The 20378-nt window shown below is 39.8% G+C and carries 17 protein-coding genes; 11 read left to right on the forward strand and 6 right to left on the reverse strand.

Features of this window, described 5'->3' with window-relative positions; all coding sequences use genetic code 11:
- Positions 1 to 7 precede the first annotated feature (7 nt).
- Entirely contained in the window at positions 8 to 421 is a 414-nt protein-coding gene (gene ruvX, locus ACLCDV_RS24780; RefSeq protein ID WP_088163258.1) for a Holliday junction resolvase RuvX, read from the reverse strand.
- Positions 422 to 742: 321 nt separating this feature from the next.
- Here ruvX and def point away from each other — a divergent pair, with 321 nt between their 5' ends.
- Positions 743 to 1969 (forward strand): peptide deformylase, encoded by a 1227-nt coding sequence (def, locus tag ACLCDV_RS24785; protein WP_317669180.1) that lies wholly within the window; start codon positions 743 to 745, stop codon positions 1967 to 1969.
- Positions 1970 to 2092: 123 nt separating this feature from the next.
- On the opposite strand, the gene ACLCDV_RS24790 is transcribed toward def, so the two are convergent.
- A complete protein-coding gene (locus ACLCDV_RS24790; RefSeq protein WP_088163260.1) occupies positions 2093 to 3082 on the reverse strand; it encodes an aspartate-semialdehyde dehydrogenase in 990 nt (329 codons plus the stop codon).
- A 576-nt stretch (positions 3083 to 3658) separates the two neighbouring features.
- Between ACLCDV_RS24790 and ACLCDV_RS24795 the strand changes: the two genes are divergently transcribed.
- The 10 genes from ACLCDV_RS24795 (at position 3659) to ACLCDV_RS24840 (ending at position 13022) form a co-directional block, all read left to right on the forward strand.
- Positions 3659 to 4606 (forward strand): NAD-dependent epimerase/dehydratase family protein, encoded by a 948-nt coding sequence (locus ACLCDV_RS24795; RefSeq protein WP_411972489.1) that lies wholly within the window; start codon positions 3659 to 3661, stop codon positions 4604 to 4606.
- A 2-nt stretch (positions 4607 to 4608) separates the two neighbouring features.
- A complete protein-coding gene (locus tag ACLCDV_RS24800) occupies positions 4609 to 5334 on the forward strand; it encodes a YebC/PmpR family DNA-binding transcriptional regulator (RefSeq protein ID WP_075994546.1) in 726 nt (241 codons plus the stop codon).
- Between the two features lie 119 nt (positions 5335 to 5453).
- On the forward strand, positions 5454 to 6881 hold the full coding sequence (locus ACLCDV_RS24805) for a hypothetical protein (protein WP_411972490.1): 1428 nt from the start codon (positions 5454 to 5456) through the stop codon (positions 6879 to 6881).
- 64 nt (positions 6882 to 6945) lie between these two features.
- On the forward strand, positions 6946 to 7689 hold the full coding sequence (locus ACLCDV_RS24810; RefSeq protein WP_046673148.1) for a DeoR/GlpR family DNA-binding transcription regulator: 744 nt from the start codon (positions 6946 to 6948) through the stop codon (positions 7687 to 7689).
- Positions 7690 to 7712: 23 nt separating this feature from the next.
- Complete coding sequence (locus ACLCDV_RS24815) at positions 7713 to 9173, forward strand: lipopolysaccharide biosynthesis protein (RefSeq protein WP_317669175.1); 1461 nt, start codon at positions 7713 to 7715, stop codon at positions 9171 to 9173.
- Complete coding sequence (locus ACLCDV_RS24820) at positions 9174 to 10046, forward strand: glycosyltransferase family 2 protein (protein WP_317669174.1); 873 nt, start codon at positions 9174 to 9176, stop codon at positions 10044 to 10046.
- A 3-nt stretch (positions 10047 to 10049) separates the two neighbouring features.
- On the forward strand, positions 10050 to 10964 hold the full coding sequence (locus tag ACLCDV_RS24825; protein ID WP_411972491.1) for a sugar transferase: 915 nt from the start codon (positions 10050 to 10052) through the stop codon (positions 10962 to 10964).
- Positions 10965 to 10969: 5 nt separating this feature from the next.
- Entirely contained in the window at positions 10970 to 11725 is a 756-nt protein-coding gene (locus ACLCDV_RS24830) for a glycosyltransferase family 2 protein (protein ID WP_317669172.1), read from the forward strand.
- The gene (locus ACLCDV_RS24835; protein ID WP_046673143.1) at positions 11725 to 11940 is read left to right on the forward strand and encodes a DUF3820 family protein; all 216 of its coding nucleotides are present in this window, start codon (positions 11725 to 11727) and stop codon (positions 11938 to 11940) included. The genes ACLCDV_RS24830 and ACLCDV_RS24835 overlap by 1 nt, the downstream gene beginning before the upstream one ends.
- A 95-nt stretch (positions 11941 to 12035) precedes the next feature.
- On the forward strand, positions 12036 to 13022 hold the full coding sequence (locus ACLCDV_RS24840) for a rhodanese-related sulfurtransferase (protein ID WP_317669768.1): 987 nt from the start codon (positions 12036 to 12038) through the stop codon (positions 13020 to 13022).
- Positions 13023 to 13150: 128 nt separating this feature from the next.
- Here ACLCDV_RS24840 and ACLCDV_RS24845 read toward each other — a convergent pair whose 3' ends face one another.
- The 4 genes from ACLCDV_RS24845 to ACLCDV_RS24860 form a co-directional block, all read right to left on the reverse strand.
- Positions 13151 to 13846 carry a DUF937 domain-containing protein gene (locus tag ACLCDV_RS24845; RefSeq protein WP_411972492.1) on the reverse strand — a complete coding sequence of 232 codons (696 nt, stop codon included), beginning with the start codon at positions 13844 to 13846 and terminating at the stop codon, positions 13151 to 13153.
- A 124-nt stretch (positions 13847 to 13970) separates the two neighbouring features.
- A complete protein-coding gene (locus ACLCDV_RS24850) occupies positions 13971 to 15461 on the reverse strand; it encodes a DUF5689 domain-containing protein (protein WP_411972493.1) in 1491 nt (496 codons plus the stop codon).
- A 64-nt stretch (positions 15462 to 15525) separates the two neighbouring features.
- Positions 15526 to 17064 carry a SusD/RagB family nutrient-binding outer membrane lipoprotein gene (locus ACLCDV_RS24855; RefSeq protein WP_411972494.1) on the reverse strand — a complete coding sequence of 513 codons (1539 nt, stop codon included), beginning with the start codon at positions 17062 to 17064 and terminating at the stop codon, positions 15526 to 15528.
- 11 nt (positions 17065 to 17075) lie between these two features.
- The gene (locus tag ACLCDV_RS24860; protein WP_411972495.1) at positions 17076 to 20342 is read right to left on the reverse strand and encodes a SusC/RagA family TonB-linked outer membrane protein; all 3267 of its coding nucleotides are present in this window, start codon (positions 20340 to 20342) and stop codon (positions 17076 to 17078) included.
- Between the last annotated feature and the right edge of the window lie 36 nt (positions 20343 to 20378).

Below are 20378 nucleotides of genomic sequence, written 5' to 3' on the forward strand. Positions count from 1 at the left end.
TGTGTATCTAAAAATTACGGCTATCCATGTAGCTTTGCAAAATGATCGTTGCAGACACGGTATCAATCAGTCCTTTTTGTTGACGGTCCTTCTTTTTTTTTCCACTTTGTGCAATCGCTGCAGAAGCCATTTTAGAAGTAAAACGCTCATCTATTTCGGCGACAGCAATCGTGGGGTAAGTCTTCTTCAGCTTCCGAATAAAACCGACAACATGTTGTGCGGATTCAGAGTCAGTCCCATCCAGCTGCCGTGGCTTGCCTACAACAAACGCTTCCACCTGTTCTGTCTGTAAATAATCGGCTAAGTATGTCCAGATATCTTGCGGATGTACTGTCGTCAATGCTGTAGCGATAATTTGCATTGGATCGGTCACCGCAACCCCTATTCGTTTTGTACCGTAATCAAAGGCCATCAATCTCATGGATATATATTTTTCACAAAAATACAAAGTAGTCCTGAGTATTACACAGGAAGATTTAATATTTCAACTGGACTACGCTTTCTAATACATCCTCTTCTCGTTTTTGATCTTTTAATTTTGATTTTTTAACCAAAAAAACTATAACTTTGATAGACTATTTAACAACAACAAGCTAACTTGCTTTTTGAGGCAATAGATCACCGAATTCAATCCGGTTATTACGGGCCAATAGACTTGTCCTATAGGCACACTGATCAAGGCAACACCAGAGGCGATGCAGCATTTGGCTGTGCGAAATCGGAAGAATAAATATTTACACAAATGAAAAAAACACTTATTGCCAGTTTCCTTTTAGCCTTATGCTTAAATACGCATGCTCAAAGTAAATATGAGCAACAAATTACGGCTCTTCGTGAAAAAAAAGCCTCTGAATTAGCGAAAGAACAATATGGTCCATTGAAATCAGATCAAGTAGCGTTTTTGGATTACTTTCCTATAGATGCGGGGTATAAAGTCAACGCCAAAATTGATGTTTTATTTAACGAACCGGTATTCCGGATGCCGACCTACGATGGCACAAGCAACGAGTACAAACGTTACGCCATCATAACCTTTACTCTTCATGGAAAACAACATACGTTGAATATCTACCAAAGTGTCGCATTATTTCAAAATCCTGCATACAAAAACCATTTATTTTTACCATTTTTAGATTTAACAAATGGTCAGGAAAGCTATAGCGGGGGCCGGTATATCGATTTATCAACAGACGACATTAAAGGAAACAATGTTGAGATAGACTTTAACAAAGCCTATAATCCGTATTGCGCTTATAGCAATGGCTACCGCTGCCCAGTCCCCCCAGTTGAGAACAATTTAGAAACAAAAATTATGGCCGGAGAAAAAGCATTTCATAAGTCAAAGAATGAAAGACCAGTCAACCTTAACGCAGGACAGGAGTTCAGTGCTGCCGACAAGAAAATCATTTTATCAGGAGATGAAAATGCAATTCTTCGCGTATTGCAAACAACAGACGATAAAGATCTGAAAGTTTTAAAAGCGACAAGCAGTGATGTCAAATACAACGACCCATTGATTGAATCACTTTCCAAAAGAATGTTCGCGACTGTACGTGATCCCAATCACCCCGGTGTAGGCATCGCAGCGCCACAAATCGGTATAAATAAAAATCTAATCTGGGTACAGCGATTTGACAAACCAGATCAACCATTTGAATTTTATGTAAATCCTAAAATTCTATGGCGCTCCAAACTGAAACGCAAAGGCGCCGAAGGCTGTCTTTCTATCCCTAATCGTAAAGAGGATGTATTACGGAGTTATGCTATCCGCCTACAATACATCAATAAAGAAGGTAAAGTGATCGAAGAAAATATCGAGGGTTTTACTGCTGTTATTTTTCAGCACGAAACGGATCATCTTTTCGGCATTCTATTTCCAGATCGGCTGGAAGAGCAAAGCAAAGAAGCTTACGCGCCGTTGAATGACAAGATTGAATTTTCTATCCAACCCAAAACATTGACGCCATAATTTCTAGCTCCTGTATCAAGGGCCAAATCATCAGTTATAAATTGATGATTTTACGATAGAACAAAAAGAGCCCCCATGAATGTATTCGTGGGGGCTCCATATTTATTATGGAATCTACTTGAGTTAGATCAATCCTTTTTCGGCCAATAACTCCGCTACCTGAACTGCATTTGTTGCAGCGCCTTTACGTAAGTTATCTGCTACTACCCACATGTTAAGGGTATTTGGCTGAGATTCATCACGACGGATACGTCCTACAAAAACCTCATCTCTGCCGTGCGCATCCTTTGGCATTGGATATTGTAGTGACGCAGGGTCATCAACAACAATACAGCCACTTTGTGCCGCTAAAGCTGCACGTACATCATTCAAATCAAAGTCATTTTCAAATTCAATATTCAATGATTCAGAATGTCCTCCCATAACCGGAATACGCACTGTCGTTGCAGTTACTTTAATAGAATCATCACGCATGATTTTATTTGTTTCCAAAATCATCTTCATTTCCTCTTTCGTGTATCCATTTTCTTGGAAAACATCTATATGCGGAATAACGTTCAAATCAATCTGATAAGGATAAGCTTTTTCACCATCTTTTCCGGCACGCTCATCCATTAACTGGTTAACGGCCTTAACACCAGTACCTGTTACAGATTGGTAAGTAGAAACTACAACACGTTTGATTTTATATTTATCATGTAATGGCTTTAAAGCCACCACCATTTGTATAGTTGAACAATTCGGGTTTGCAATAATCTTGTCTTCAGCAGATAACACATCGCCATTTACTTCTGGAACAACCAACTTTTTTGTTGGGTCCATACGCCATGCCGAAGAATTGTCGATCACTGTAATTCCAGCTTCAGCAAATTTAGGTGCGAATTCTTTCGAGGTATCACCACCAGCAGAAAATAACGCAACATCAGGTTTCAAAGCAATAGCCTCAGATGGTGTAACCACCTTATACTTCTTTCCCTTGAATTCAATTTCCTTACCCTTACTACGCTCTGAAGCTACTGGAATTAATTCTGTTACTGGGAAATTTCGCGCCGCCAACACGGTTAGCATCTCAGTACCTACAAGGCCTGTTGCGCCGACTACTGCCACTTTCATTTTTGTCTGTGTTTAAATTGTGTATATAAAATTGTTATTTGATTTTGTTTTTAGTTGATTCTCGAAGAATGAATTCTTCAAATTTAAAAAATATTCCCTAATTCCGCTATTAAAATAACAAAATATTACACCCTCTACTAAAAATATCACAACATTAGGAATTTTTCCACCATAATTGCTAAAAAAGGAATCCCTGCACCCCATAACTATTGCTAGAAATCAAGATCAATGCAATTCAAAAAAAATAAAAATTTTCGCTGCTTATTCAAAAAAAAAGAACAAACGATTGAAACAGTTTAAAATCTCATAAAAACAGCCAAGAGAGTCTATAAATTAGCATTTTTTCCCTTCCCCCCCAAAGCCATCAAAGTTGATAGATACTGAAAAGCCTTTATATTTGCATCATAAACCGCCATGGTTGAAATTTCATTTTTCATTACATGATGAAACGTAAATTATGTCAGGCTAGATCCTATTATATCGATAGGAAGAAACGAGCGAAGCGATTCATTTATATTCTTGAGTATAGATCCTCAATATAGTGAAAGCGGGAGCTTCATAAAATAAAACTTACAAATGAAAGAAAGCATTATTATCATTGGTGCAAATGGCCAGATCGGCACAGAATTAGCTATCGCCTTGCGCAAAAAATTTGGTGCAGACAATGTTGTAACCACTGACATTAGAGAACCACAGATTAAAAGCCCTGACGAAAATTTCGAAATCGCTAATGTTCTTGACAAAAACGGACTCGAGACATTATTTCAACAATACAAACCTACTCAAGTCTATCTACTAGCTGCCATGCTTTCGGCTACAGGTGAGAAATACCCTGAAAAGGCTTGGGAATTGAATATGAATGGTCTATTGAATGTTCTTGATCTAGCCGTGAACTATAAAGTCTCCAAGATATTCTGGCCAAGCTCTATTGCTGTTTTTGGGCCACATTCTCCGAAAACAAATACCGAACAATATTGCGTCATGGATCCGAACACGATTTATGGCATCAGCAAACTCGCAGGTGAGCGCCTCATCGAATGGTATCAGGAACACCGTGGCCTGGATATTCGTAGTGTCCGTTATCCGGGCATCATTTCCTGGAAAACTGAACCAGGGGGTGGAACGACAGATTATGCAGTCGATATTTTTTATGAAGCATTGAAAACCGGGACTTATGCCTGTTTCTTATCTGAAAACACAGCATTACCCATGTTATATATGGAGGATGCCATCCGTGGTACACTCGAATTAATGGATGCACCGAAAGAAAGCCTAAGCATTCGTCACAGTTATAACCTTGGTGGTATTACTTTTACGCCAAAAGAACTTGCACAAGAAATTAAAAAAATTCTTCCTAATTTTGCAATCTCTTACATCGAGAACGATCCAAGACAACAGATTGCCGATTCATGGCCTGCTAGTCTAGATGATTCTTATGCAAGAAAAGACTGGAACTGGACGCCGGAATTTGACATCCAGAAGATGACAGTCGACATGATTGAAAATCTTAAAAACAAAATATAACAATGGGAAGAGCTTTCGAATTCAGAAAAGAGCGGAAATTCAAACGCTGGGCCAAAATGGCCGTTCAATTTACACGTTTAGGTAAAGAAATCGCCATGGCGGTTAAAGAAAGCGGCCCTCACCCTGAAACCAACTCGAGACTTCGTACAGCAATACACAATGCCAAGGCAGTAAATATGCCCAAGGATCGTATCGAAGCCGCAATCAAACGTGCTTCAGAAAAAGATTCAAAAGGTTACGAAGAATATGTATACGAAGGCTATGGTCCGCATGGTGTACCTGTTTTAATTGAAACTGCAACAGATAACACCAACCGCACCGTAGGAAACATCCGTAGCTATTTTACAAAAGCAGGTGGTTCATTGGGAAAAACAGGATCATTGGATTTTATTTTCAATCGTAAATCTATTTTCCGTTTTGCTGCAACAGACGAACTGGACCTAGAAGAGCTTGAATTAGAGTTGATCGATGGAGGCTTAGAAGAATTGTACGTAGAAGCTGATGAAGAAGGCAATGATATTGCTGTCGTTCAAACTTCTTTTGAAGACTTTGGTAATATGCAAAAATTACTTGAAGAAAAGGGAATTGAAGTAACATCTGCGAAATTGGAACGTATTGCCTTATCGCATTCAGATATTACAGAGGAACAAGCTGCTGATGTGTTGAAGATGATCGATAAAATCGAAGAAGATGACGATGTTCAAGCAGTTTACCATAACATGGCTTAAGCTATTGAACCTATAAAACAATAAAAAAGAGCGCTAGTCGCTCTTTTTTATTTTAGGCCTCCCAGCTGCGTCAGAAAAATTACTACATTTGTAATAGACTATATTAAACTCATAACAGGATGACTTTTGAAGAATTTTTCATAAAAAAGAAAATTGATTTAAAAGCTTTACAAGCTGCAGATGGACCTTTATTTGAAGAGTTCAAAGCACATTACTCTGCTATGGGAGAAAAGAGTTTTGACCACAGCAAAAAGTTTTGGTTCAACAAGCTCCGAAAAAGTTTCCATCTAGCAGAGGAGGAAACTGTCATTGCAAAACCTATTGTAAAGCAGGTTATCACTGATACAGCATCCGAGACCTCCAGTATTCATACGGCAAAACCAGCAGGCTTTAAACCGCGATTCAAGGCTCCGCCTACAGCCGTAGAAGATGAAGTCGAGGCAACATCCAAAAAGGAAATAACTGATTCAGCGGAATCCACTCCTGATTCAATACCGACAGGCTTCAAACCGAGATTCAAAGCCGGAGTAACCAAAGCTCCTGACGCAGCGGCAAGCACATCTGCATCCGAAGAAACGACCGACGAGGCAACAACAGCCGCTCCAAAACCCACAGGATTCAAACCGAGGTTCAAAGCTGGTGTAACCAAAGCTCCTGACGCAGCCGCAAACACATCTGCATCCGAAGAAACGACCGACGAGGCAACAACAGCCGCTCCAAAACCCACAGGCTTCAAACCAAGGTTCAAAGCTGGAGTAACAAAAGCTCCTGACGCAGCCGCAAGCACATCTGCATCCGAAGAAACGACGGACGAGACAACAAACTCCGCTCCAAAACCCACAGGCTTCAAACCAAGGTTCAAAGCCGGCGTAACAAAAACGGAATCTTCTGAACAGGCACAACTGCCCGATACGAAAGACGAAATTAAGCTAGATACCAGCTTAAAGGCTGAACCTGAAAACAGCAGCACAGAAACACAGGAATCCGCTGCCAGTAAACCGACAGGCTTCAAACCAAGGTTCAAAGCTGGCGTAACCAAAACGGAATCTTCTGAACAGGCACAGCTGCCCGATACGAAAGACGAAATTAAGTTAGATAACAGCGTAAAGACCGAACCTGAAAACAGTAGCACAGAAACACAGAAATCCGCTGCCAGTAAACCCACGGGCTTCAAACCAAGGTTCAAAGCTGGCATAACAAAAACGGAAACTTCTGAACAGACACAGCTGCCCGATACGAAAGACGAAATTAAGTTAGATAACAGCGTAAAAACTGAACCTGAAAACAGCAGCACAGAAACACAGGAATCCGCTGCAAGTAAACCCACAGGCTTCAAACCGAGGTTCAAAGCTGGCGTAACCAAAACGGAAACTTCTGAACAGACACAGCTGCCCGATACGAAAGATGAAATTAAGTTAGATACCAACGTAAAGGCTGAACCTGAAAACAGCAGCACAGAAACACAGGAAGCCGCTGCCAGTAAACCCACAGGCTTCAAACCGAGGTTCAAAGCTGGCGTAACAAAAATTGACAAAAAGGAAGAATAATTTTCACTACATTTAGACTGATTTTTTTAATTATTTTTAAATTCCGATTAAAAACCAAAGACCAATGTTAAAGGAAGAAAGACAAGCATTCATTATACATCAGATTAACCTACATAACAAAGTTTTATCGTCAGATCTAAGTGTTCAACTGAATGTGTCTGAAGATACAATTAGACGTGACTTAAACGAACTCGCCGAGAATGGAAAAGTTCTAAAAGTCTATGGTGGGGCATTATCAAAATCTTTTCAATTCCCTTTTCAGGATGGAAACGTATATGCCAAGGAGGCAAAAAAAGAAATTGCCAAGAAAGCAAGCACTTTAATCTCCAATGGAATGACTGTTTTAGTCGGCGGCGGGACAACCTTAATTGAATTAGCGAGAACAATACCCGATCATCTTCAGTGTACATTTTTTACTATAAGTCCATTAGTTGCACTAGAATTGGCCGAAAAGCCAAATCTTGAAGTCATTTTAGTTGGCGGAAAACTTTCACGCAATACAAACATTGTTTCCGGAGCCCAGGTAGCTAATGAATTGGCGGATCTTAAAGTCGATCTTTGTTTGTTGGGGACAAATTCTCTTTCCGTAGAAGACGGAGTGACCGACTCTGACTGGGAGGTGGTACAAATCAAACGTGCGATGATTAAATGCTCAAAAAAAGTGGCTATTTTAAGTATTGCTGAGAAACTAAATTCAGTTCAAAAAATGAAAGTTGTGCCGCTACGTGATATTTCTTATTTGATTACCGATGTCAATCCAACTGATGTTTCCCTAAAAGAATTTGCGAATACAATTGCAATACTTTAATATTGCCGCTCATTTAATTTAGCATGTCATCGCAAACGAAAAATGACTCTTTAAAATCAAAAACAACAAAAGGACTGCTATGGGGTGGTATGGCCAGTATCATCCAGCAGTTTTTGGGCTTCGGCTTCGGCATCCTACTAAACCGTAAGCTAACAGCAGAAGATTATGGCTTAGTAGCTATGATCACCATCTTTTCTGTTCTCGCTTCTGCTTTTCAAGAAAGTGGATTTGTATATGGAATTGTCAATAAAAAAGAAGTCGAACATAAAGATTATAACGCGGTATTTTGGACAAGTGTAGGAATTGGAACATTTATTTATATTGTTTTATTTTTTGCGGCTCCTCTTATCGCCTTATACTATAATCAACCAGTACTTGTAGAACTTAGTAGATTTACCTTTTTATCCTTTTGGCTAGGCAGCTTTGGTATTGCGCACAATGCTTACCTCTTCCGCAATTTAAAAATCAAAGAAAGAGTCATCACAGGTACCTTTGCGCTTATTGCATCAAATATAGTCGGGGTTTATTTAGCCTATAAGGACTATGCCTATTGGGCATACGCCATCCAAATTGTCTCCTATAGTGGTTTCAATATGCTCGGATTCTGGTATTTTTCCAAATTCAGACCTACTTTCCAGTTCGATTTCCGACCTATTCGCGACATTTTAGGATTTAGCAGTAAAATACTAGTCACCAATATTTTCATCAACATCAACAAAAATATATATGCCGCGATCTTAGGCCGGCATTATACCGCTGAAGAACTGGGATATACCGTGAATCCTAATCGTTGGAGCATCATGGCCCAGAATATATTGACCAATATGGTTAATAATGTGACACAGCCTATTTTAAAGGAAATAGAAGATGATAAGGATAGACAAGTTCGGGTTTTTCGCAAGCTAATTTCCTTTACGGCCTTTTTAGCCTTTCCAATGTTATTTGGTTTAACAACTGTAGCACAAGATTTCATTACTATTGCGATCACCGATAAATGGGCACAAAGTGCCATATTTCTCCAAATATTTTGTATTGGCGCGGCATTTGATTCTGTAAGCAATGTTTTTTCCAACCTTATCATTAGCAAGGGAAAACCCGAAGTTTATATGCGGAATATCATCGTGTTTGGTCTGCTCCAAATCGCTATTCTGTTCTTCGGCAAATCATTAGGTCTTGAATTGCTCATTGGATTAACCTCAGCATTAAATGCGCTCTGGATATTCGTATGGTATGCTTCTGCTAAACCTTATATGAGTTATTCATTTCGTTATCTTCTGGCAGATATTTTTGCTTATGCACTATTGGCAGCTGCCAGTTGTATTACAGCCCATTATGCTACCGCAGCTATCGCCAATCTCTACCTTAGGTTTGCAAGTACAATTGGAGTGGCCGTATGTGCATATATCATTGTCAATAGAATCTTTAAACCCAGCATTTTGTTGGAATTATTCCACTATTTCCTAACAGTTATCCGAAAAAAATAGATGGCCAGGATTCTCACCATAATCGTCTCTTATAATTTTGAGCCTTGGATCCACAAGTGCTTACCCAGTCTATTGGATTCGAGCTACCCTACAGATATTTTAGTTGTCGACAACAATTCGGTAGACAATACCACACAGATCATAAAAGAAACGTATCCGACAATAAGACTAATAGAAAGTTCCGAAAATCTGGGTTTTGGAAAGGCCAACAACATCGGACTTGACATTGTTTTGAAGGAAGAATATGATTATGCATTTTTGGTTAATCAGGACGCCTGGCTGGATCGGGACTGTATTGCCAACTTAGTGAAGATAAACACAGACGATATCGGAATTATCTCGCCTATTCACTACGATGGAACCGAAAAAACGCTGGACCATGGTTTTGCTGTATATACAAAAAATGCTACTACCGAAAATTCACATCGCATTTGCTCTTTCGTCAACGCTGCATTTTGGTTTATCCCTAATCCGGTGATCAGAAAAGTCGGTGGTTTCGCGCCGATCTTTTTCCATTATGGAGAAGATAAGGATTATGCCAACCGCATCAAGTACTACGGATTAAGCATTGTTCTTGCCGAAGGAGCCAGAGCCTATCACGATAGACAACAGCGTAAAACAGACCGAAAAACCTTTCTGAAAAGCGAATTTGTCTATCATTTGACAGAGTATTGCAATATCAATTATACCTTTGTAAGATCTTTTTCGATGGCCGTATTGGCGAGTCTGAAGAAAATGGGAGCTTCAATTTTTAAAGGGCATATTTTTGAAGCAAAAAGCTACTTAAACATTGCTTTTAGATTGCTGGGCAAATCGGGAGCAGTTTATCGTACTCGTCTTAGCAACAAAAAAGCATACAACAAAATCTATTGATAAATGAACAGTATTGCTCCAGTCATACTTTTTGTGTACAATCGTCCTGATCATACGATAAGAACGCTCTCAGCTTTAGAAAAGAATAAACTTGCGGACCAGACTACACTTTACATCTATTCGGATGCTGCAAAAAACGAAAAATCTGTTCAAGCTGTTACTGAAGTCCGAAAGATTATCACCAGGTCCTGGAACTTCAAAGAGGTTATTATTGTCGAACGAACAGAAAATTGGGGTTTGGCAGCCAATGTGATCGACGGAGTTACAAAAGTGGTTAATGCACATGGAAAGATTATAGTTTTGGAAGATGATCTGGAAACTGCTGTGTTTGCCCTAGATTATTTCAATCAGGCACTGGAGCGCTATAAAGATCAAGATCAGGTCATGGAGATCAGCGGTTATGGTTATCCGCTAAAAGATTTAAATAAACTGCCTGAGACCTTCTTTTTTCGGGTCGCCAATAGTTGGGGCTGGGCAACCTGGGACCGCGCCTGGCAACATTTCAATCCGAATATTGATGAACTTGTATCGGATTTTACGGCCGAGCAGATACATCAATTCAGTATCGAGGGTAAAGAAAACTTCTGGAAACAAGTGCAGGAATTTAAGGCCGGAAAGATCAACTCTTGGGCGATACGCTGGTATGCTTCTGTATTCAAAAAAAATGGGTTAGTTTTGTATCCAAGGAATTCGATGACACAGAATATTGGCAACGATGGTTCGGGTACACATACAGCTGCGGAAGCAACTTATCAGGTTACACTAGCAGAAAGCCCTGTACGGTATTTTCCGACGGAAATTTCAGAAAACAAGCAAGCTTATGAGGCCATCAAGTATTTCTATGCACATCGGAAAGGATCTTTATTCAACCGTGGCATCCGATTCCTGAAGAAGAAAATGAATAAATTCAATACATAAAAAACATGTCTGCTCATCCTAAATTTTCGATTATAACTGTCGTTTACAACAATGTGCGTGACATAGAACACACCCTGAAATCTGTTGTCAATCAGAGCTATGATCATATAGAGTATATTGTCATTGATGGACAATCAACCGATGGAACCTTAGAGATCATCCAAAAATACAGGGATAAAATCAGCGTTCTCCTTTCCGAAAAAGATAAGGGGATCTATGATGCAATGAATAAGGGATTAGCATTAGCAACAGGCGATTATGTTCTTTTTCTAAATTCCGGCGATGAGATCTATGATCTCAACAGCATTGAGAATCTTGCCAAACTGAGCGATGATGCGGATATTCTTTACGGTGAAACTATCCTCGTAGATGACAATCGAAATATTATCGGTGAACGGAGGCATAAAGTTCCGGCTCATTTCGACTGGAAAAGCTTTCGATATGGTATGAATATATGCCATCAGGCCATCTATATCAAGCGGAACATCGCCGAGCCATACGATCTCAATTATAAATTATGTGCTGATATTGACTGGGTTATTCGTTGTGCCAAAAAGGCGAAAAAATCAATCAATGCACAGCAATATGTAGCCCGATATCTCGTGGGCGGAATGTCAAAGCAAAGACATAAGGAATCCTTGAAAGAGCGCTTTGCTATCTTCAAACACTACTATGGGACCATTCCCAATTTATTTAATCATGGCATCATTGCACTAAAAGCTATTTGGTACCGTCTTAATTATGGAAAACCTCAAGACTAATGTTAAATCCTGAAATTTTAACCGAGCTTGTTACAGTAAAGATGCCCTTTGGTAAATATCAGGGCTACACTTTATGTAACCTTCCTGAGCCCTATCTAGTCTGGTATAACCAAAAAGGCTTTCCAAAGGGAAAGCTAGGCCAGCAGTTAGCGACACTCTATGAAATAAAGCTTAATGGCTTGGAATACCTGCTCGAACCTTTAAAGAAAAGGTGACGACGGTCATTTTATTCCACTTATTATTTTTTGTAGCTTTGCACTAAATTTATTTTTAGCATTAAACGCCGTTTGCAGCGGTATCAATGAATATCATGACACAATATCAAACTTTGCTGTACTATTGTTACAGCCCTATCGAGGATGCCGAAAAATTTGCATCAGATCACTTAGAATTTTGTAAATCACTGGGCCTGGTCGGTCGTATCATCGTAGCTGATGAAGGTCTTAATGGGACTGTTTCCGGAACTGTAGAAGCATGTAAAAGCTATATGGATGCCATCTATGCCGACGGTCGTTTCAATAAAACAGAATTCAAAATTGACCATGTTGATGAACCGTCGTTCATTAAAATGCACTGCCGCTATAAAGCCGAAATCGTTCACTCCGGTTTGCGTGATCCGAAAGAAATTGATCCAAACCGTCAAACCGGTATTCACCTTGAACCGAAAGATTTCTTAGCCATGAAGGACCAAGAGGATGTGGTTGTATTGGATGTACGTTCAAATTACGAGCACAACGTTGGTCATTTTAAAAATGCTGTTACCTTAGATATTGACAATTTCCGCGAGTTCCCTGAGAAAATTAAAGAGCTTGAACAATATAAAGGAAAAAAAATATTGACATACTGCACAGGGGGTATCAAATGTGAGAAGGCATCTGCTCTTTTGTTAAAAGAAGGCTTCGAGGATGTTTATCAATTACATGGCGGAATTATCAAATACGGGAAGGAAGCTGGTGGCGAAGATTTCGAAGGCCAATGCTACGTCTTTGACAATCGTGTTACAGTTGATGTAAACTCTGTCAACCCTTCCGTGGTATCGACCTGTTTTAATTGCGGTAAGCAAACCACTAAAATGATCAACTGTGCCAACCCGACTTGTAATGAACATTTCACACAATGTGATGAGTGCGGCTGGGAGATGGACGGATGCTGCTCGACAGCATGTAAAGAAAACCCCAACAAACGTGAATATGACGGAACAGGATATTATGTAAAAGTACCTCAACCCGTCAATATTGACAAAATCAGCAAAAGAAAACATAAAAATTTCCCACCGAAAGTATCGGTCGAAGATTAATACGAATTGGACAAAAAGAATGAGGTCGGAAGTTACATACTTCCGACCTCATCACTTTTAGGATCTGCGTCATCTTAGCTTAATCCCATACGAGCTCTTTATCAAGACAAATAATATCCTAACACAGCTTATTTTCCAAACATACCGGCGATCGAATCAAGAATATTTCCCTTCGCCTGTCCATCGTTATTTTTATCAAAAAAACTGCCTGCCAATCCGCCCAACATGTCCGTAATATTACTCCCTGCTGCTGGCTGCGCTGTTGTTTGAGTCTGTTCTTCTTGCCCACCGCCTAAAAAAGACCCCAAAATACCGCCCAACATACCACCACCAGCACTTTGCTGACTTCCGCCACCTAATACAGAACCGATTAGATCACCAATCCCTCCGCCACTCGAAGCCTGCTTTTGTTGTCCTAGATACCCCATTACGATTGGAGCAAGTGTGGCCAGTACCCCTGTCACCTGAGAAGAGCTCAAGCCCGCTTTATCCGCAATATTCTGTGTCACGACTTCAGTATTTTGGCCAAACATATGGTTGACAATTTTATTGCCATCTTCAGATCCATTCTGCTCCGCTCCTCCCTGTCCGAATAGATCACCAATTTTATCGAGTATCCCGCTAGTGCTATGCTGATCAATGGCATTGTCAATATTTTCCGCCTGGCCTTTGTTTTTCGCATTGTAATTCAATGCTGCAATCATCAAAGGAACTGCCGCCGCTACGATCCATTTTGCTTTAGATTCACTGACACCAGTAATTTTTGAAATAGTCTCTATCGCTTTAGAGCCTACTCCACCTGTAACTAAATCTGTTAAGTTCATAAGTCTTCGTTTATAGTTATATAATGAAGATAATAAAAATATGTTTTAGCTCTACCAATATTTAGCTAACGGCATGCCATCTATACCATAAAAAAAGGGGCCGCAGCCCCTTTTTTTATATCGTTTATTGTTCAATTTTAGTTGACAATTCATTTTCGATTTCACTCAATGTGGAAGCCTTGGTCATCTCTATATTATTCTGAGACCGTGCAGATGTCCATCTCGCTAATGACGTATTATATACCCCTCCCAAACTCACAAAATAACCCACATCAGCTGTATTATATTTTAGAAAGATATTATTGGTTCCCGCCATAAAAAAAGGTTGGGACTTTAAAGATAGTGGATCGATAACATCGTAAAAATCATTATTTGTAATACGATAACCTTTCGTTCCATCCGTCAATGCACCGCCCCCTGAGATATACATCACATCTACCGGTTTTGTTGCTTCCGTCACCGTTGTGGTATTAAATACGGCGATACCAAATGCGTTACCACTATTCGCCATAAGTCCACCGGTTTTGGTTCCTATACCATCAAAACCATCTTTTGCAACATAATCATAATTGACGACCCATTTTGCATTAGAAATATCCGTTGAGCTTGAGCCATTGATCAATTTATATTTCCCGCCTACATAGAAATATTGACCCTTTGTCACAGTTCCAGAAGTAATATTCAGTTTGTACGTCCGCATTCCTCCAGTTGCCCAGCCTTTGGCAGGAACACCTGTCGGCGTGGATGCATTCGCATTATTACTGACAATGACAGCATACGGCGTCTTCGAGAAGTCAATATCTTCAATTGCTAAAAGCTGAACATACTCATAATTTCCATCGCCACCTTTTACATCGCTGGCAAAACCAGAGATAGCCACAGCGGTATGTTCAATCACCGAACTCAGCTCCTGAATATCCGATTCTTTACGCAAAACCTCATAAGGAATGAGTTTACCTTCAGCATCCTGTTTATTAAAGATCACGCCAAAATAATTCGCCAAAACACTTAAATTCCTTTTAGCAAATTTTGCCGATGATTTGGTCTCCAAATTTAAATTACCAAACCCATCATTCAGGGTTTTCTGCCCTTCTAGAATATCTCCAGCGGCGGGCAATGGGTTAAAACCGCCCTTTACGATCGCAACACACGTACTTTCATATTTATCTGGATTTGCCAAAATATCTTTTGCTGTTACGCGATTGTTGGGAATTGGCAGATCCGAAGCGATCTTTACAATATTTGATTCCGCAACGTTTTTTAACTGAAGAATGCCATTTTCCCTTGTCAGTTCACTACCAACGATATTAATTTCCAAGGAATCTCCTATCACATAATTTTCCGCAGCCTTCCCTAAGGGGATCGTTATACCCCGCAATTGGCGCAAGCGTCTACGGTCCTGTATAACCAGGTAGCCATCAGGAAAGTTTCCCTCTCGATGATCGGAAACAACAACACCTGCAATTGTTGTAGATCCATCCAAATTATCTTGATTGATTCGTACAGGTTGTCCTTTATAAATGTTCCTGACGTCAAAAATACCGATATACGAACTAACTACCCCACCTGGATAATTTCCGTCTTTGCTACAAGAGCCGAGAGCTAGCGCGCTCATGAATCCCGTTATTATGTAAAAAATATATTTTTTCATTATCTACGCATTAAAATTATAAAAGCCATTATCGTCTCTGCCACCATACTTTCGTATTAATCTCATCAGCACCTTGCTGTGCGATAGCTAGCTTATAGTTTGTTGGATTTGCCGATTGGACATAAATTGGATACTTCAAACGGGCAGGCATCTCCCCGCCATTTTTTAAGCCAGTTCCCTTTGGTAACAAAGGATAGCCTGTCCTCCGAAATTCAAACCATTGCTGACAGTCTACAAATAATAGGGCATAATACTTTTGTAGATGAATCATTTCCATTTTTTTCTCAAAACTGTAGCTTTCGTCCCAATTTATATCGCCATTATTTAAGTAATCCTCGATAGATTCGGTATAAGTGGGAAGCCAAGTCGTAATACCTTTCATAACACCGTCTTTATAAAGATCGCCCGCCTTATCCGTATAGAATCCTTTCAATGCGAGTTCCGCTTTGATAAACTGCAATTCTGCACAATTCATAATCATTCCTGTCAACGGATCATTCATCATGGTCTTTACTGGAAGGTTATTCACCGTTTGATCATACGAATAGAAATAGGACTGACGTTCCCACCCCTCACCCGCAGCATAACCACTTGGAATACCGACAAAATTTCCACTCACCGGTGCTATTCCCAATCGATTCACTCCGTTTGAACCGTATGTAGGAATGTTAATCCGTGGATCATTCCAAGCAACCAGATGATCAATAAAATAATTTGCTAAAGATGCTTGGCGAAAGTCCTGTGCTCTGACATCCATGAATGGAGAAATCAAGGGAGACATACCCGTCCAGCGCAGAATAGCCGAATCATCGTTACTTGACATAACAGGATAAGAAGATGCATTATCAACTAGAATATCTTTAATTTTTGAACGGACAAATGTAGCAACTGCCGGATCTGATTGTCCGGAGACCCTGAGTAATAATCGTAAAAATAACGAATTTCCAAACTTGCGCCATTTGCTAACATTTCCATTATAAATGGGATCATATTCTCCTTTGATTGCCATATTTTTTGACAACAATACATTGGCAGAATCTAATTTATTAAAGAAATCTAAATAAATTTCCTTTTGCGTATCGAACTTAGGCTCTAAGATGTCTTCGCCCAATCCCCTTAAGGATTCCGAGTAAGGGATATCGCCATAAGTATCGGTCAAAATAGAAAATCCCCAAGTCTGCATAATTAAAGATATCCCACGGTAGGACGCATTATCATTGATTCCACCATCCGCTAATCTGTAAATCTCTTTCACATTTTTTAGTTCTGGATAGATGGAATTCCAGGGACCATCAGAAACTGTATTACGTATATCATAACGGAATATGCGGTACTCACCATCGCTTATACTGACCGTTATCTGCATCAACTCATTATTTAATGAGCGATTACGAGACATATTAGATGCAACGAGATCCCTAAATGCAGGCTGCATTAATTGATATGGATAAGCGTTTACACTGTTATTTGGGTTTGTATTAATGTCTTCGAAATTTTTATCGCACGATTGCAAAAACATTGCAAGGGCGATTAGGATCATGCCTATGAAATTGAAAGATTGTTTCATTGTGTATAATATTAAAAGCCTACAACTAAGTTAAAACCGTAAGTTCTCGTAGAAGGGAATTGAGCAATTTCAAATCCTTTGACAATATCTGTCCCCGACAACGTACCAAATTCCGGATCAAAGTTCGGCCAGTTTGACCAAATCACAAGATTTCTTCCATAAACACCAACTGAGGCTTTTTGTAATTTCAAGCGATTAACAAAAGCTTTTGAAAAGGAGTAATCAAATCGAGCTTCTCTAAACTTGATAAAGTTTGTAGAAAAAGTACTTCCTTCCGCATTATCCTGCCCGTAATGAGAGCGGTAATATTCATCCACATTGGTTGCAATGACATCATTCTTGCGATAAGTACCGTCCGGATTTTGCACGACACCATTTCCGATAATTCCACTATAACGTCCAGGTAGGGTATTTTTTGTTTTTCCTTGTTCGGCCAATTTATAATGCGTCAAGGAATGGGCAACCCCACCAAATTGTGCATCAAACAATAAATTTAGTCGGAAACCTTTATATCTAAATTCATTACCTAAACTTACTTTTCCTTTAGGAATCGTATTCCCTAAGTAAACCACATCATCGGTCAACAAAGCTACACCGCTTTTACTATCATAAATAATTTGTCCATCTGGGGATCTTTTATAACCAATACCATATAAATCGCCCATTGACCCACCTACTTTCGCCACTAACTGGCCACCAGCTACAGGTCCTGTCTGAAGAATCATAGCCGAGTCGGCCAATGACATAATTTTATTCTGATTCATAGAGAATGTCGCGAATACTTTCCAATTAAACCCATCTTTAATTTTAATTGGAGTACCATCCATGGCCAATTCTATCCCTTTATTTCTAACCTCCCCTGCATTGACAACTTTCTGCCTACCACCGGTAGAAGCATCAATAGTTCTTTTCAATTGTTGATTCCGTGTATTACTCTGATAAACAGCAACATCAAAACCAAATCTATCCTTAAACATACGCACCTCTGTACCAAATTCGATGGATTGTGTACGCAACGGTTGTAAGTAAGGATTTACAATCAATGTTGGAACCTGTAGCCCGCCAGGATATTGGCCACCAGCATTTTCATAAGAAAAATCAATTATATAAGGATCATCTCCGCCACTTCCCACACCTGAAATCGAGCCCCGCAGTTTCGCATAATTAATAGCCTTTGGCAATTTCCATAATTCTGAAGCGATTAAGCTTGCATTTAAGGATGGGTAAGTAAAATATTTTTTCTTATCTGGTGCCATTGCAGACGCCAATGTACTTGCCCAGTCAATACGATAAGTCCCGTCTAAATATAAAAAGTTCTTATAAGCTGCGGTAAAAAGTCCATAGACACCATTTCTTTGCACATGACTTTTATAAGGTAAGTTAAGAATAGGTCCTTTTGCATTGGCCATCACATAAACTCCTGGATAAGTGAGAGAGTCTGCACGCATTTCATCTTTATGATAACGATTATCATTCGTACTACCACCAACTGTCCCAGACACTTTCCAATCTTTGTTTATCTCATTTTCATATTTTAATAAGAAATCCAAATTGGTTTCCCGCGATGAAATGGACTGGGTTCGGTAACTACCATAGGGCATTTTCGCCCCCGCATCGTAAGGCCTTTTTTGTTCTCTATTCTCATAAGCCATATCCAAAGAACTCCGCAACATCAAATTCCAATGCTTATTAAACTGATAATTGGCTTGAACATTCCCCGTTACACCGTGGCGATCAGTACCATTGATAAACTCTCGAGATATAGCATACGGATTTTCGGGATAGGAAGAAAATGGATACTTGATTTTCTGTCCCTCTGCCCCTTGTACCCAATAATCCTTCAACCAATTCATATCCGCATTTGGCTGCCAGAAAATAAACCAATACATCAAAGATTGGTTTCCATATCCAGCTCCCGGCAGATTGTCAGACCATTTATTCGTATAATTTACCTTAGCATTGATCTGAAGCTTATCACTTACTTTTGAATTCACCGACAACGCTACGGTGTTCCTTTTATAACCCGTATTCGGAACGATCCAGGTATTATTTACATTGGTCGCTGAAAACCGGGCTGATGTTTTATCTGTTCCACCGTCTATACTCACCGAATTGGTGAATGTTTTTCCGACATCAAAAAATGACTTCAAGTTATTATATGGACGCCAAAGCGTTCGTTCCGTTCCGACTTTTTGTGTAACCGGATCATATTGATAAAAATATTGACCATCAAATTTCGGCCCGTAGGAGGAACTTGTCCCCGAAGTGCTTGTGCCATCTTCTGTTGTACCATAAGAATAATAATCAGCACCATCCAATCCCTGTCCATATTCATACTGTAAATCAGGCATACGGTTAATGGCTTCAAGCGAAGTATTGGAATTTACTGTAACCCCGATACCTTTTTTACCTTTTGCACCAGACTTAGTTGTGATCATAATAGCCCCATTTGCACCACGTTGTCCATACAAGGCCGCAGCACTGGCACCTTTTAGCACCGTTATATTTTCTATGTCCTCCGGATTGAGATCATCTATACCTGACCCGTAGTCAGCAGGCATATTATCGGATCCTGTACCATAAGCACTTTCGCCCAAATTTGCCGTCTTACGTCCGCTTCCTTCATTTACAACGACACCATCAACAACGATCAATGCCCCAGGGTCACCATTCAAATTCGTTTCACCCCTCAAAATAATTTTGGTAGACCCAGTAGGACCAGCATTTGAACGCATTAAATTCAATCCAGCCACTTTTCCCGACAACGCGTCACTCCAGTTATTGGAAAGCGCATCAGTTAATTGTTCGCCTTTCACGACTGTTGTCGCATACCCTAACTCTCTCTCTTGTCTTTTAATCCCCAATGCAGTGACCACAACCTCATCAAGTGCTTCAGATGTTGGATTTAATCCGATATGGACATTGCCTTGAGCAGCCTCGTAAGTACGCGTTTGGGCCTCATAACCGATCATCTGAAAACGGATTTTCCCCCCTACTTCTATATCTACCTCAAAATTACCATTTCGATCCGTAGAACCCTTCGTCACTCCACCTGAAAGTATCGATACTGAAGCCAGTGGCTCCTTGGTTTTATTATCGACAACTTTTCCTTTGATTTTAATCTTCCCTTGATTAAAATAATGAAAAACGCCGTGGCCCTGTTCTAACGGAACCGCTGCCCCAGCTACATCCATATTGCAGGCAATTGCTAATGCCGCAAATAGCACTTTCGAGGAGGAGTGCCTCAGATTAATTTGGATAGGGTTAATACTAAACATAGTTATTGGTGTAAATTGTTAATTTTCAATTTGGCA

The sequence above is a fragment of the Sphingobacterium sp. Lzh-3 genome, from assembly GCF_046764375.1.
In the GTDB taxonomy this organism is placed as follows: Bacteria; Bacteroidota; Bacteroidia; order Sphingobacteriales; family Sphingobacteriaceae; genus Sphingobacterium.

Excerpts from the sequence above, each read along its gene's own strand:
- ruvX (WP_088163258.1), bottom strand. The coding sequence starts at position 421 with ATGAGATTGATGGCCTTTGATTACGGTACAAAACGAATAGGGGTTGCG.
- def (WP_317669180.1), top strand. The coding sequence starts at position 743 with ATGAAAAAAACACTTATTGCCAGTTTCCTTTTAGCCTTATGCTTAAAT.
- ACLCDV_RS24790 (WP_088163260.1), bottom strand. The coding sequence starts at position 3,082 with ATGAAAGTGGCAGTAGTCGGCGCAACAGGCCTTGTAGGTACTGAGATG.
- ACLCDV_RS24795 (WP_411972489.1), top strand. The coding sequence starts at position 3,659 with ATGAAAGAAAGCATTATTATCATTGGTGCAAATGGCCAGATCGGCACA.
- ACLCDV_RS24800 (WP_075994546.1), top strand. The coding sequence starts at position 4,609 with ATGGGAAGAGCTTTCGAATTCAGAAAAGAGCGGAAATTCAAACGCTGG.
- ACLCDV_RS24805 (WP_411972490.1), top strand. The coding sequence starts at position 5,454 with ATGACTTTTGAAGAATTTTTCATAAAAAAGAAAATTGATTTAAAAGCT.
- ACLCDV_RS24810 (WP_046673148.1), top strand. The coding sequence starts at position 6,946 with ATGTTAAAGGAAGAAAGACAAGCATTCATTATACATCAGATTAACCTA.
- ACLCDV_RS24815 (WP_317669175.1), top strand. The coding sequence starts at position 7,713 with ATGTCATCGCAAACGAAAAATGACTCTTTAAAATCAAAAACAACAAAA.
- ACLCDV_RS24820 (WP_317669174.1), top strand. The coding sequence starts at position 9,174 with ATGGCCAGGATTCTCACCATAATCGTCTCTTATAATTTTGAGCCTTGG.
- ACLCDV_RS24825 (WP_411972491.1), top strand. The coding sequence starts at position 10,050 with ATGAACAGTATTGCTCCAGTCATACTTTTTGTGTACAATCGTCCTGAT.
- ACLCDV_RS24830 (WP_317669172.1), top strand. The coding sequence starts at position 10,970 with ATGTCTGCTCATCCTAAATTTTCGATTATAACTGTCGTTTACAACAAT.
- ACLCDV_RS24835 (WP_046673143.1), top strand. The coding sequence starts at position 11,725 with ATGTTAAATCCTGAAATTTTAACCGAGCTTGTTACAGTAAAGATGCCC.
- ACLCDV_RS24840 (WP_317669768.1), top strand. The coding sequence starts at position 12,036 with ATGACACAATATCAAACTTTGCTGTACTATTGTTACAGCCCTATCGAG.
- ACLCDV_RS24845 (WP_411972492.1), bottom strand. The coding sequence starts at position 13,846 with ATGAACTTAACAGATTTAGTTACAGGTGGAGTAGGCTCTAAAGCGATA.
- ACLCDV_RS24850 (WP_411972493.1), bottom strand. The coding sequence starts at position 15,461 with ATGAGCGCGCTAGCTCTCGGCTCTTGTAGCAAAGACGGAAATTATCCA.
- ACLCDV_RS24855 (WP_411972494.1), bottom strand. The coding sequence starts at position 17,064 with ATGAAACAATCTTTCAATTTCATAGGCATGATCCTAATCGCCCTTGCA.
- ACLCDV_RS24860 (WP_411972495.1), bottom strand. The coding sequence starts at position 20,342 with ATGTTTAGTATTAACCCTATCCAAATTAATCTGAGGCACTCCTCCTCG.